Here is a 13,328-nt window from a genome sequence, read left to right as displayed (position 1 = left end):
GGACCTGTATGAGGCGAACCGATGCCGCGCGGGTCGACATGATCCCTGCCGTCTCCACGTCTCAGCTGTAGTGATGATATCCAGCCTGCGCCGTACACGATGGATGAGACGAACTCATGGCCGCCGGCGCACCATCGACTACTTGGCGTGCGAGGCCTCCACCCGCAGGCTCCCGCCGTACGTCGACCCCGTCACGGTGATCACGTGCGTCACCGCCACCCCCGGCAGCGCGTGCCGGGAGGCGTGGTCGCGGACCTTGCCGCCGAACGTCGAGATGCCGCTCAGGTCCACCGCGACGCCCGGCGGCAGCAGCAGTCGCACGTTCCCGCCGTGCAGGTCGATGCGGATCGCGCTGTACCCGCCCTCGGGCAGCCGTGCCAGGGTGTAGTCCAGCCGCGCCGAACCCCCGTACACCTCCAGCTCGATGATGCGCGGCACCACCCAAGCGCCCTCCCGGCGCAACCGGTGACCGGTCACCTGCCACCGCTCCGCGTCCCCGCCCGCCGCAGCCGGCACGGGCACCGGCATCGTCTGCAGCGGCGCGGGAAGCGAGGCGTGGAACTGCGGCGCGTGGGGCCGGGCGGGCGGCGCCGTCGGCAGCGTCGGCGGGACGGGCGGCGCGACCGGCAGGTCCTCCGTCAGCGGTGCCAGGTCCGCGAAGGTGCGCGCGGTGAGCGCGCGCTCCACCCGCTCCTCCAACTCCTCGGCGTCCAACCGGCCGTCCGCCGCCGCGTCCCGCAGGATCTCCACCATCCGGTCCCGGTCCGCGTGCGAGACCCGCAGCAGATTCGGATCCCGCTCGACTCGGCCGCCCGACTCCTCGATGCCCATGGTCACGTACCTTACGACCCGCTCCATCCGCCCACACCCCCGGCGGCAAGCAAACACGCCCGCCGAGCCGTACATCTGACAGACCGTCTGTCCAGCCGGTGGGCGCCGAGGTGGGGCGCCACGGACCGGCTCAGAACGTCAGTGGCCCGTACGTGCCGTCCCGGAAGGTGATGGCGTGCGGCTCGGTGTCGAACTCCTCACGGACGTGGCCGCCGTGGCCGGGTTCCCTGACGTGCGGCGCGATCAGGTCCAGCAGGGTGGCGAGGTCGCCCATCATGTCGTCGAGCCAGAGGTTGCGGCTGAACAGGCCCCAGGCTTCCTGCGGGCCGTCGGCCGTGAAGCCCCGGCCCTGGAGCCGGAGGGCGGCGAAGTCCCCTCCGGGCTGGCGGCTTTCCGGGTCCGGGGCGAGCATCCGGTACTCGTGATCCTCCGGGTCGAGCCCGGCCGGTCGCTCGTCGGCGAGGCCGAGGTGCCACCGCAGGGCGTCCAGGACCTCACCGGGAGTGTCGTCCCGGAGGAAGCAGCTGAGGACGACCTCGTAGTGGTGGCTCATACCGCCGATTCTGCCCGACCGGTCCGACAAGCCCGACAGGTCACCGGGCGCCGGGCGTCTGGCGGCGGCACGGCCACGCACCGACGCGGCGGGGAGGCCGGAGGCGCGCGGCCTACCCGCCGCGCCGGAAGGCGTCCACCAGGTAGGTGCCGTCGGACTGCCGCTGCAGGATCAGTTGCCCGACGAACAGGCCCGGGCCGCGATGTGACCAGCCGTCGTCGGCCCGGTACGTGACCTCCACCGACACGCGCACGGTCGCGGTCTGCCCCGGCTGCTGCCCGGCGAGGTGCCTGTCCGCCACCACCAGGGCCGCCGAGGCCGAGGCGACCGCCGACCAGCCCCGGCGGGCGGTCACCTCCGGCGGCCAGTCCGGGTTGTCCGGCTCCGAGCCGCCGGCCGCCTCCGCCTGTGCCTCCTGCGCCGCCTTCGGCGTCATGTACGGCCGCAGCCGGGGCAGGACGGCACCCAGCCCGGTGTCGCCGCGCCGCACGTCGAAGCTGTTGACGGTGACGATCCAGGCGAGGGCGACGGACTCAGGGTCCTGCGGGATCACGGTGAGCGGGGGTGCGGACGCGCTCGGGCGTCCGTCCGTAGCGGCCCACGGGGAGCCCGGCGGCGGGGCCGGTCCCTTCGGCGCCCCGGGCACCGAGGTGCCCGGGAGCGGCGCGCCCTCGTTGGAGCACGGGTTGCAGCGGACCGGCGGAGCGACGTGCACGCCGTACTCGGTGACCCAGACCGTGGCTTCGCCCCGCAGGCCGGACGGGAGGTCGGTGCGGATTCCGGTGACCCGGAACGGCCGGTCGCCGTCCTTGAGGGTCCAGGTCCGGTGCTTGCCGTCCACCGAGCCCTCGACCGTGAGGACGTACTCGTAGCTCTTGCTCGCCGCGAGGACGCCGAGCTTCACCTCTTCGGGCTTCCGGTCCTCCAGGTACAGGTACTTGTCCGTGAAGAACGGCGCGTACGAGGTCTCGCCCGTGGTCGTGCCGATCAGGGCGGCCCGGTCGGCGGAGTCCAGATCGATGCCCAGCTCCAGCGCGGTGCCCAACCCCTGCGGGGGGCAGTAGGCGATCGTGCCGGCCGGTGGGTCCTGCGGCGTGCCGACCACGGTGGCCTTCACGGACTGGATCGCCACGGTGTGGCCGCGGCCACCGGTCGCCTCGACCACCAGGTGCGAGGTGCCCACGTCGAGGCCGCCCTGGGTGTGCAGCCAGGCCCAGGTGGCCGGGCAGCCGGAGACCGAGGCCGGGATGGCGGTCGGACCGAACGGACGGGGCAGCATCATCGCCGCCGTCTCCGTCCGGGCCGAGTCGTAGCGGGCGGTGAGGGTCGGCTCGGCGCCGTCGTCCCGGCCCAGCACCAGGTAGGTGGTGACGGCGGCGATCAGCGCCATCACCGTCGCCAGGACCACCAACGGCCCCCGCCCGGAGCCGAACAGCATCCACACCTTCCCGGCCTGGACCACGGGACCGTGGAACGTCCCGTCGTGGATCGTGCTCTCGACCCGGTACCGCTCGCCCCGCTCGCCCATCCCCACCCCGTCAGGCCGCTGCGGCCATCAGGATGCAGGCGGACGGCGGCGAAGGGAAGAGCCCCGCGCAGCTACGCCGGTTGGTCGGCGGGCTGTTGGTCGGACGGCCGTCGATCCGGGGGCAGCCCGCCCGGAGCCGGCGGCGCGGGGATGCGCGCGCGGGTGCCGAGGCGGTCGTTGCGGCGCAGGACGAAGACGACCGGCAGCGCGACCAGGCTCGGCCCAGCGAGCAGGCCGGCCAGCCACTGGCGTCCGTCGAGGCCGACGATCACCGAGCCGGCGAGCATCCCGGCGGCCAGCACGAAGCCGGCGACCAGGCCGCCGAGGTAGAGCTGGTGGGCGCGCTGGTCGCTGCGGTCCTGGGCCTCGATCCGGGCCCGCTCGGTCATGTGCTCCTGGCGCATCCGGTCCGCGTCGAGGCCTGCCTGGTGGCGCTCGCGGGCCGTGTCCCGCGCGTGTTCGCGCTGGAGTTCCAGTTCGAGGTGCTCCAGCGCCACCCGCAGGTGGTCGGGCGGGAGTTGGGCCCACTGGGTGGCGATCTCCAGCGCCGTGGGGCGCCGGGTGCGGCTCTCCTCGGGGGTGCTCACCTGTCGTCACCTCTGGGCGTGGGCGCGGATCCGTCTGGGTCGGGCATCGGAGTCGGCGGCGGGCCGAGGCGCAGGAAGAGCCGCTCCAGCCCCTGGGTGAGGGTCTCGGCGGCCGCGGGGGTGAGCGGGTCCTCGGCATACTCGTGCAGTTGGCGGTGCGGGGGTGCCGCGGTCGCCGCGCTCCTGGCAGCCACGGCACCGCCGCTCATCGACCCGATGACGATCCCGCCCCGGGACATCGGCAGACCGCCCGAGCCGAAAGCCGCGGGGTCGGGGGAATCACGTCGACGCGACCAGCGGTCGACCCGGCCCCGCCGACTGCGCTCGCCGGACAAGACCGTGGCCGCCATGCCCACCACCGCCACCGCTCCGCCCCCCAGGCACGCCGCCGCCGTCGCCCAGCCGGCCGCCTTGACGAGCATCAGCAGCACGGCCACCAGCAGGATCAGTGAAGCCACGATTCCCAGGACCCGCCTGATGCCCCTCACCTCCTCCGGTCGGATCAGAGAGTACCCATGAAAAGGCCCCCTGACCGGGGAACCGGCCAGGGGGCACACATGACGTCGCGTCAGCCGGCGCTGGGCTTCGGCGCCGGCAGGGTCGCCGAGCCGCCGATCAGCGGCCATTCGCGGTGGAACGGCGGCAGTGGCAGCTTGCCCTCGATGATCGGGGTGCCGAAGATCTTCAGGTGAGCGGTGAGCGCCCCGTTCAGGTCGACGCCGCCGAGCAGCGACCAACTGCCCTGCACCTGCGGCGGGTTGCCGGAGGAGTCGGCGATCAGCGAGCCTTCGGCCTGGGCCTTCAGGTAGGGGGCGACGGTGGTCTCCACACCGACGGTGTCGTACAGGCCGACGCTGATCTCGGCGCCGAGCGCGGCCCGCACGCCGGCCTTGCCGTTGAGGCGCACGTGGACCGGGGTGACCTTGGTCTCGGCGTTGGTGACCGGGGTCCAGCCCTTGCCGCCGGTGTAGTCGGCGCGCACGGACCAGGTGCCGGCGGCGTCCTGCTCCGTTTCCAGGTGGACCTGGCCGTCGGCGCTGACCTCCAGGTAGCAGGTCAGGCCGAGGTTGACGACCACCGGCAGGCCGGCGACGGTCAGTACGGGGCTGGCCTGCAGCTTGGCGAAGGGCACCCGGATGGGCGCCGCGCCGGTGTTGCGGGCGACGTCGCCGGTGACCTTCCACTGGGCGTGGGCGCCCAGGTCGAAGCCGATCGACGCGGTGCGCGGGCTGCCCGCGGCGGCGCCGTGGTAGGCGAAGTGGACGGCGGGGTGGAGCTGGAGCGAGCCGGAGGCGTCCAGGCTGGCGCCCTCGGGCAGCGGCACGGGGGCCTTGACGTTCACCTCCAGGGTGCCGGAGGCGTCGGCCTTGACACCGTTGAGGTCGGCGCCGACGGTCGCCTTGAGGTCCTTGACCAGCGGGGTGACCGTGATGCCGTGCGGGTCGACGGGCACGTTGCCGTCGGCCTCGGTGCCGCCGAGGAGTTCGGCGATGGTGGCGGGACGGGTGGTCAGGTTGACGGTGTTGCCCGCACCGGGGTGGACGCCGGTGACGGCGACCAGCGCGCCCTGCGGCGCGGCCGCGGTGGGCGGGCTGGCGATCAGCTGGCCGGGCTGGACGGCGGCGGCCGCGGCCGGGACGGAGGCGCTGGGCGCGGCGCTCGGGGAGGCCGGGGCAGTCGTGGCCGTCGGGGCCGTCGGGGCCGGAGCGCCGGCCGCCGTCAGGACGGCCGTGCCGCCCGCCGGGTCGTACGCGGTCAGCTGCAGGCTCTTCGTCGCCGCGGTGACGGCGGCGCCGTCCTTGCCGGGGCTGCCGATCGCGGCCTGCTTGTCCCCGGCGGGTGCGGCGGTGACGGGCACCGACGCAGCCGTGGTCGGGCGGCCCGCGGCGGGCGAGGCCGCCTTGGCGCGCGGGGTGCCGGCGGCGGACGCGACTGCGGCCGGGCTGCCCCCGGCGGCGGGCGTGCCGGCGTCGGCGGTGGTGGCGGCCGCCGGGGCGGCGCCGGTCTGGGAGGGGCCGGGGCTGGTCGGCCCGCACGCGGCGGCCCCGGCGAGGATGAGGGTGAGGACGGCGGGGCCCGCGGCCCTGCCTATCGAACTCTTGAGCACGCCGCGTCATGTTACTGACGAGGAATAAGTTTGTCGAAGACAGGCCAACCTGTCGGCCGGCGCCTGTTCAACCGCAGGACACCTGATCGTCAACCACAGGTCACCCGAGCCGCGACACCGGCAGCGGCTCGGTCGGCAGCAGCCCCGCCGACCGCGGGCCGGCCCCGGCCCCGTCAGCCACCCGGGTCGCCCCCGCCGCCGCCGTCGCCCCCATCGCCCCCGCCGCGCCGGCCAGCTCCGCGAGGTACCGCGAGCGCGGCATCGGCTGCGCCCCCAGGCTGCGCACGTGCGGACCGTCCCACTGCACGTCGAGCAGCCGCCCGCCCACCGCGCCGAACCGGGCGCCGAGGTCGGCGACGGCGACCCGGGCGGCGTCCGGACGGCGGTGGAACATCGAGTCGAGGCTCAGCACCGCACCGACCGCGACCCCGAACACTCCGCCGATCAGCTCCTCCCCCTCCCACACCTCCCCGCTGTGGGCCGCTCCGAGCGCGTGCAGCCGGGTCAGCGCCGCCGCCAACTCCCGGGTGAGCCATACCGGTTGACGTCGCTCGGCGCAGGCCGCCAGCACCTGCCCGAAGGCCCGGTCCGCGCTCGTCCACCACGCCGACCGGTTGCGCAGCCGCCGGGCCAGCCGGCTCCCGATCCGTACGCCGTCGGCCGCGATCACCGGCCGGGGGTCGGGCGACCACCACGCCAGTGCGTACGGGTCCTCCCCGCCCGGCAGCAGCGGCACCTGCCCGGCCTCGACGGCGTCCCCGTACACCGCCTCGTTGTACGCGCTCGCGTACACGTCCGCCGCCGGCAGCGGGAACAGCCCGCGCCGGTACGCCGCCAGCAGCTCCCCCGGCCCGAGGGTGCCGCCGAACGCCACCGGACCGTCGCCGGGGGCGAGTTCGCCGCCGAGGGACTCGAAGGCCGATGCCCCTTCGAAGACCGGCGCCCCTTCGAAGGCCGATACCCCTTCGAAGACCGGCGCCCCTTCGAGGGCCGGTGCCGCTTCGAAGACCGGGGCCGGGTCGCGACCGTCGAGCGCCGGTGCCGGGTCGAGGCCGTCGCGGCCGTCGCGGCCGCCGGCCGGGTCGAGGGCGCTCACCGGGCCGCCCCCAGGAACCCCTCCCGTTCCAGCTCGGCCAGGTAGTGGTCGATCAACACCGCGTCCACGGCGGGCAGTTCGATCCCGCTCCCGGTCAGCGCGGCGTCCGTGTTCGCCCGGTCGAAGAGCGGGAACGTCGGCCGGAAGTACATCTCGCTGATCGACAGCTCCGATCCCGGTGCGCGGTCCACGAACAGCGGGACGAACGGCGCGATCGGGTGCGTCGGGTTCCCGGCCGCGAACCGGACCAGCCCCTGCACCCAGTCCTCGTACGGCAGCCGGTCGATCCGGTGGCCGCGCTCCCGCAGCCGGTCGGCCAGGTCGGCGAGGATGCCCGGCTGCGGCGAGGTGAGGTGGTAGACCTCGCCGTCGGCGGGTGCGTGGGCGGCGATGTGGGCGATGGCGCGGGTGAAGCGGTCGGCCGGCACGAAGTCGAGCAGCAGTCGCACGTCCGGGCAGGTACCGCTGTCCGCCAGGTACTTGATCAGCGCGCACAGCTCGGTGCCGGTGTTCATCACGCCGTTCGCCAGGTCCCCGGTGACGTCGTTGGTGCGCAGCACCGTGACCGGCAGCCCGGCCGCGGCGGCGTTGTGCAGCAGCTGCTCGGCCACCCACTTGCTCTCGACGTAGCCGACGCCGATCCGTTCGGGGTAGGCGAGCGGGGTCCGTTCGGTGACCTTGTCGACGCCCGCCGCGCCGAAGCCGGCCAGCACGGCGAGGCTGGAGAGGTAGTGCACGGGTATGCCCCGGCTGTGCCCGGCGAGGCGGACGACCTCCCGGGTGCCGCCGACGTTGGCGTCGCGCAGCTGGTGGTACGGGTAGAGGAAGTTGACCTGCCCGCCGAGGTGGTGGATCGCGTCCAGGTTGCCCGCCATCCAGTCGAACTGACGGTCAGTCAGGCCGATTCGGGCCTCGGTGAGGTCGCCCACCAGCGGCACCACCCGGCTGTCGGCGAGGTCGTGCCGCAGGAAGCGCTGCTGGGTGGCTCTCAGCCGCTCCAGCGCGTGTTCCTCGTCGGGGGCCCGGACCAGGCAGTGGATCCGGGCTCGGGTGGTGGCGAGCAGCGCGTGCAGCAGGTGCGCGCCGCAGAAGCCGGTGGCGCCGGTGAGCAGGATCTCGGCGGGTTCCGCCCGGGAGGGCGCGGGGCTCCAGGACTGCCCGACGGGGTCGGTGAGCCGGGCCTCCTCGAACCAGTCGACCGGTGCTTCGCCGCGGGCCGCGTACGCACCGGGGCCGGGTTCGGTGCGGGCCCCGGTGGCCGTACCGGGCGCCGCGCCCGTGCGCGCCTCCTGCAGCGCCCCCGCGAAGGCCCGCAGCACGGGCTCGCGCAGCAGCGCCCGGGTGAGCGTCCGCACCCGGCCGACGTCGATGCCGAACATGATCCGGGCGCGCGCCAGCATCTCCATCGCCAGCAGCGAGGTGCCGCCGAGGGCGAAGAAGTCGGCGTCGGGGCCCACGGTCTCGACGCCGAGCAGCTCCGCCCACAGGTGCCCGACCGCCGCCTGGAGCGCGTCCTGCCCGACCCGGTCCGAGGCCCGGCGTCCGGGCGTCGGACCGGCCGGCGCTCCGCCGGGCGCCCCGCCGGGCGTCCGGGGCGCCCGGCGCACCGGGGCGTGCGGCAGTCGGCGCCGGTCGATCTTCCCGGCCGGGGTGAGCGGCATCGCCTCCACCGGCACGAAATCGGCCGGCACCAGGTACTCCGGCAGCCGCTCGGCCAGGAACGCCCGGATCCCCTCGGCGCCGCCGTCCGCCCCGGCCGCGAGCGTGTAGTACGCGGTGAGCACCCGGCTGCCGTCCGCCGCCGACCCGTCGGCGGCGACCCGGGCCTGCCGGACGTCCGGGTGCGCGGCCAGCACCGCCTCGATCTCCGCCGGGTCGACCCGGTGGCCGCGCACCTTCACCTGGTCGTCGAAGCGGCCGAGGATCTCCAGCTGCCCGTCCGCCCGCCAGCGTCCGGCGTCGCCGGTGCGATACATCCGCTCACCGGGCAGCGGCGCGTACGGGTCGGGCAGGAAGGTTTCGGCGGTGAGTCCGGCCTGCCGCCAGTAGCCCCGGGCGAGGCCGGGCCCGCCGAGGTGGATCTGCCCCTTCTCGCCGGGCCGGACCGGGCGCAGCAGCGCGTCCAGCACGTGCACCCGCACGCCCGGCAGCGGCCGCCCGATCGGCACCGGGGCGGCGGCCGCGCTCCCGCCGGCGCTCCCGCCGTCCAGCAGCTCCGCCGTGACCTCGCAGAGCGTGGAGGTGACGGCCGCCTCGGTGACCCCGTACGCGTTGAGCAGCCGCGCGCCCGGCAGCCGTTCCAGGCAGCTGCGGCAGTCGCCGGTGTGCACGACGTCCCCGCCGACCACCAGCAGGCGCAGCCCGTCCGGGCCGGGGCCGCCGGGCGGGAGCAGGTCGAGCACGTGGTGCCAGTAGGCGGGGGTGAGGTCGGCGACGGCCAGGCCGAGCCCGGGCAGCCGGCCGACCAGCTCGGTGGGCGCCCAGGTGCCGCCGCCGCCGTGCCCGCCGCCCAGGACGACCGTCGCGCCCGCCAGCAGCGCGCCCAGTATCTGTTCCAGCGCGGTGTCGGAGCCCAGCGCGGCCAGTTGCAGGACGCGCTCGCCGGGCGCCAGCCGGTACGCGTGGACGATCCGGTCGAGGGTGAACACCAGCGCACGGTGGGTGACCGGGACGCCCTTGGGGCGGCCGGTCGTGCCGGAGGTGTAGATCAGGTACGCGAGGTCGTCCGGCACGGCGCCGTCGTCCAGCCGGAACTCCCGTGGGCCGGCGCCCTCGTCCTGCGGTATCCCCCCATCCGCGGCCCCGCCCCCCGGCGGGAACTCCCCGGCCCCGGCCCCGGCCCCGCCCCCGACCCCGGCCCCGACCCCGCCCTCCGGCGGGATCTCCCCGCCCCGGCCCCCCGGCCCGAATTCTCCGGGGCCGGGCCGACCGGCCGGCCGCACCACCTCCACCCCGGGAAACCCGTGACCGTCGGTGACCACCACGCGCGCTCCGCAGTCCTCCACCAGTCGCGCCAGGCGCTGTTCCGGGTGCGCCGGGTCCAGCGGCAGGAAGGCCCCGCCCGCCTTGAGCACGCCCAGCCAGGCGGTCACCAGCCCGCCCCCGCGCTCCAGGCAGACCGGCACCACCTGCTCCGGCCCGGTCCCGTGCGCCCGCAGCGCCGCTGCCAACCGGTCGCTGCGCAGGTCGAGTTCGCGGTAACTCAGCGTGGCGTCCTCGGCGACGACGGCGAGCGCCTGCGGGTCGTGCGCCGCCCGTGTGCGGAACAGTCCGTGCACCGTGTCGGCGAACCCGGCCGAGACCCGGCGGGGGCTCGCGGGGCCGGCGAACCCCAGCCCGGTCGGCCGCCACTCCCGCTCCACCCACGCCCGGCAGTCGGCCCGCGCGGCCGGCCCGTACACCTGCCGCCAACCTGCCGGAACGGTCAAGTCCCCGGGCCAGAGCGCGTACTGACCGTTGTCGTTGCGGACCACGGCGTGACGCCCGGAGCTCACATCCGCTGGTACGCCCTGTGCGCTGTCTGGTGCGTCGTCCACCGGCTTGACCTCGTGCTGTGGCGGCAGAATGCTTGGGAGTGCGACATTTCCGACTATACGCACTCAGGGCACATTGAGAACGTCCGGTCGCACACCGACCGGACGCCGCACACGCACGCGAGGAAGCGCCCGTCCCGAACGCGGTCGCGCGACCGGCCCCGGGCTCCGACCCGCGCCAAGTCCCCCGTCCGGAGACGCCCGGTGACACCCCGAGCTCCCGGACCCCACCCTCGCCCGAACTCCCCCGCCCGACCGGCGGGGTGATGTCGCGGAGGAGGTAGCCTCGTTGACACGCCGGCGACAACGCCTGATGGTCTGTTACCTGCTCTGGATGGTGCTGTTCACCGGCATCTACTACGCCAATCCCGGCCAGCGGATCATCTGGTGGACGGGCATCGGCCTCGGCGGCGTCGCCGCCATCGTGCTCGGTGTCCGCCTCAACCGCCCCGCGCACGCACGCTTCTGGTACGTGCTTGCGCTCGCCAACCTGAGTTTCACCGCGGGCGAGGTGGTGCAGGCCATCCAGCTGGACATCCTGCACCTGGCCAATCCCTTCCCCTCCATCGCGGACGGCTTCTACCTCGCCGAGTACGTCCTGTACGCGATCGGCCTGCTCGGCTTCATCCGCTGGCGCACGGCCCGTCAGGACCGCGCCGGGCTGCTCGACGCGCTGATCCTCACCATCGGGCTGGCCCTGCTCTCCTGGATCTACCTGATCGTCCCGTACACCCAGAACCCCGACCTCACCTGGTTCCAGCGGGCCGTCTCGATCGCCTACCCCCTCGGCGACGTGGTCGTGCTCGCCCTGCTGCTGCGCCTGCTGACCCCACGCGGCGGCAGCTCCCGCTCGCTGCAGCTGCTCGCCGTCGGCACCGTCGGCCTGCTGGTCTCCGACGTGCTGTACGGGCTGATCCAACTGCACGGCACCTGGCGCATCGGCACGCCCGTCGAACTCGGCTGGGCCGCCTACTACACCGCGTGGGGCGCGGCCGCGCTGCATCCGTCGATGGTCGAGCTGACCAAGCCCGTCCCCACCCAGGAGCCGGACCTGAGCACCGCCCGGCTGGTGCTGCTCACCCTCGCCTCGCTGATCGCCCCGGCGATCCTGATCATCGAGGCGCTGGCCGGGAACACCGACAACGCGGGCGTGATCGGCGCCTTCTCCGCGGTGCTCTACCTACTCGTGCTGGCCCGCCTCGCGGTCGTCGTCTCCGCCCGCAGACAGGCCATCGCCCGCGAGCGGGCGCTGCGCGAGGCGGGCGCCCGGCTGACCGCGGCCGTCACCGTGGAGGAGGTCGCGGACGCCGTCCAGTCCGCCGCCTCGGCCCTGATGCCCGCCGAGCCCGGGCACGTCGCCCTGCTCGCCGTCGCCGAGGCGGGCGTGCTGCACGTCCGGCACGCCGAGCACGGCGCGGCCCAGCACCGGCTGGGCACGGCCTCCGACTCCGACCAGGTGCTGGCGCTCGCCGCCTACCGCGAGAGCCGGCTGCTGCCCGTCGACGCCGTCGACCTGCCCGCCAGCGAGCTGACCGGGCACCTCGACGGCATGTCGTACGCCCTGATCTGCCCGCTGACCCTCGCCGAACGACCCTCCGGCGACCCGCTGATCGGTGCGCTCATCGTCACCGGCACCGAGCAGGAGCTGGCCAGCCTCTGGAGCTCGCTGGAGATCCTCGCCGCTCAGGCCGCCCTCGCCGTCGAGCGGGTCGTGCTGAGCAGGGAGGTCAACCGTCGCAACAGCGAGCTGTACTTCCGCACGCTCGTCCAGAACGCCAGCGACGTCATCCTGATCCTCGACGCCGACGACGGCGTGCGCTACGCATCCCCCTCCGCCGCGTCCGTGCTGGGCCACCCCGCGGTGGAGGGCACCCACCTCACCGAGCTCGTCCCGCCCGAGGACATCCGGGCGGTCGGCAAGGCGCTCGCCCGGATGCGCGACGCCGCGTCCCCGGCCGCCGGCGAGCAGCCCCGCGAGCACTGGCGGCTGCTGCGCCAGGACCGCACCCCGATCGAGGCCGAGGTCCGCTTCGACGACCTGCGTGCGGACCCGACCGTCGGCGCCCTGGTGCTCACCCTGCGCGACGTCACCGAGCAGCGGCAGATGGAGCGAGAGCTGACCCACCGGGCCTTCCACGACTCCCTCACCGGCCTCGCCAACCGGGTGCTGTTCCAGGACCGGGTCGGCCACGCGCTGTCGCGCGGCGAGCGCAGCGGGTCCGTCACCGGGGTGCTCTTCCTCGACCTGGACGACTTCAAGGTGGTCAACGACACCCAGGGGCACGCGGTCGGCGACGAACTTCTGGTCGCGGTCTCACTGCGGATCTCCACCGCGCTGCGCTCCTCCGACACCGCCGCGCGGCTCGGCGGCGACGAGTTCGCCGTGCTGGTCGAGGACGCGCTGGCCCCGGCCGACGTGGACACCATCGCGGCCGGCGTGCTGGAGGTCTTCAACGAGCCGTTCAAGCTCAGGGCGGGCGCGGTCCGGGTCAGCGCCAGCATCGGCGTGGCGACCACCGAGGACAGCGTCGACTCCGCCGAACTGCTCACCCACGCCGATCTCGCGCTCTACTCGGCCAAGGCGGCCGGCCGCCGCCAGTGGTGCCACTACCGGCCGGCCCTGCAGGCCGGGCTGGTGGAGCGGCACGAGCTGAACGAGCACCTCGACTCCGCGATCGCGGAATCGGCGTTCCAGCTGTACTACCAGCCGATCGTCGACCTGCGCACCGGTGACCTGGTGGCCTTCGAGGCCCTGGTCCGCTGGCCGCACGACCGGCGCGGCATGGTGCTGCCCGACGAGTTCATCGCCCTCGCCGAGGAGAGCGGACAGATCGTCCCGCTCGGCGCCTGGGTCCTGGACCGGGCCGCCCAGGAGGCCGCCGCCTGGCACGCCGTGAGCTCCACCACCCGCACCGGGGCCGGCCGTCCCTCGTTGCGGGTCAACGTCAACGTCTCCGCCCGGCAGTTCCGCGACGCCGGGTTCGTCGACGTCGTCCGCCAGGCCATCGCCACCTCGGGCATCGACCCGCACACCCTCGTGCTGGAGCTCACCGAGTCCGTCCTGATGCGCCGCGACGACCGCATCCACGCCGA

General features: G+C 74.7%; 9 protein-coding genes. 1 reads left to right on the top strand and 8 read right to left on the bottom strand.

All coding sequences use genetic code 11. The features are described 5' to 3' along the window. Positions 1–138 precede the first annotated feature (138 nt). The 8 genes from ABTY56_RS20655 to ABTY56_RS20620 form a co-directional block, all read right to left on the bottom strand. Positions 139–858 carry a DUF1707 SHOCT-like domain-containing protein gene (locus ABTY56_RS20655; protein WP_350630393.1) on the bottom strand — a complete coding sequence of 240 codons (720 nt, stop codon included), beginning with the start codon at positions 856–858 and terminating at the stop codon, positions 139–141. A 103-nt stretch (positions 859–961) separates the two neighbouring features. Further along, positions 962–1,384, bottom strand: a complete 423-nt coding sequence (locus tag ABTY56_RS20650) for a hypothetical protein (RefSeq protein WP_350630392.1) — start codon at positions 1,382–1,384, stop codon at positions 962–964. Between the two features lie 112 nt (positions 1,385–1,496). Then, positions 1,497–2,912, bottom strand: a complete 1,416-nt coding sequence (locus ABTY56_RS20645) for a hypothetical protein (RefSeq protein ID WP_350630391.1) — start codon at positions 2,910–2,912, stop codon at positions 1,497–1,499. Between the two features lie 71 nt (positions 2,913–2,983). After that, complete coding sequence (locus ABTY56_RS20640; protein WP_350630390.1) at positions 2,984–3,499, bottom strand: hypothetical protein; 516 nt, start codon at positions 3,497–3,499, stop codon at positions 2,984–2,986. After that, the gene (locus ABTY56_RS20635) at positions 3,496–3,957 is read right to left on the bottom strand and encodes a hypothetical protein (RefSeq protein WP_350630389.1); all 462 of its coding nucleotides are present in this window, start codon (positions 3,955–3,957) and stop codon (positions 3,496–3,498) included. The genes ABTY56_RS20640 and ABTY56_RS20635 overlap by 4 nt, the downstream gene beginning before the upstream one ends. A 110-nt stretch (positions 3,958–4,067) precedes the next feature. Continuing rightward, positions 4,068–5,606, bottom strand: a complete 1,539-nt coding sequence (locus ABTY56_RS20630; protein ID WP_350630388.1) for a hypothetical protein — start codon at positions 5,604–5,606, stop codon at positions 4,068–4,070. 100 nt (positions 5,607–5,706) lie between these two features. Beyond that, complete coding sequence (locus tag ABTY56_RS20625) at positions 5,707–6,702, bottom strand: leucyl/phenylalanyl-tRNA--protein transferase (RefSeq protein ID WP_350630387.1); 996 nt, start codon at positions 6,700–6,702, stop codon at positions 5,707–5,709. Further along, positions 6,699–10,238: a thioester reductase domain-containing protein gene (locus ABTY56_RS20620; protein WP_350630386.1), complete on the bottom strand. Its 3,540-nt coding sequence runs from the start codon at positions 10,236–10,238 to the stop codon at positions 6,699–6,701. Before ABTY56_RS20620 ends, ABTY56_RS20625 begins: the two co-directional genes overlap by 4 nt. 286 nt (positions 10,239–10,524) lie before the next feature. Here ABTY56_RS20620 and ABTY56_RS20615 point away from each other — a divergent pair. Next, positions 10,525–13,328, top strand: a 2,804-nt coding sequence (locus tag ABTY56_RS20615; protein WP_350630385.1) for a putative bifunctional diguanylate cyclase/phosphodiesterase, incomplete at its 3' end; no start/stop codon positions are given.

This window comes from Kitasatospora sp. NPDC097691, from assembly GCF_040302665.1.
In the GTDB taxonomy this organism is placed as follows: Bacteria; Actinomycetota; Actinomycetes; order Streptomycetales; family Streptomycetaceae; genus Kitasatospora.
This window is presented reverse-complemented; position numbering and strand designations above follow the sequence as displayed.

Excerpts from the sequence above, each read along its gene's own strand:
- ABTY56_RS20655 (WP_350630393.1), bottom strand. The coding sequence starts at position 858 with ATGGAGCGGGTCGTAAGGTACGTGACCATGGGCATCGAGGAGTCGGGC.
- ABTY56_RS20650 (WP_350630392.1), bottom strand. The coding sequence starts at position 1,384 with ATGAGCCACCACTACGAGGTCGTCCTCAGCTGCTTCCTCCGGGACGAC.
- ABTY56_RS20645 (WP_350630391.1), bottom strand. The coding sequence starts at position 2,912 with ATGGGCGAGCGGGGCGAGCGGTACCGGGTCGAGAGCACGATCCACGAC.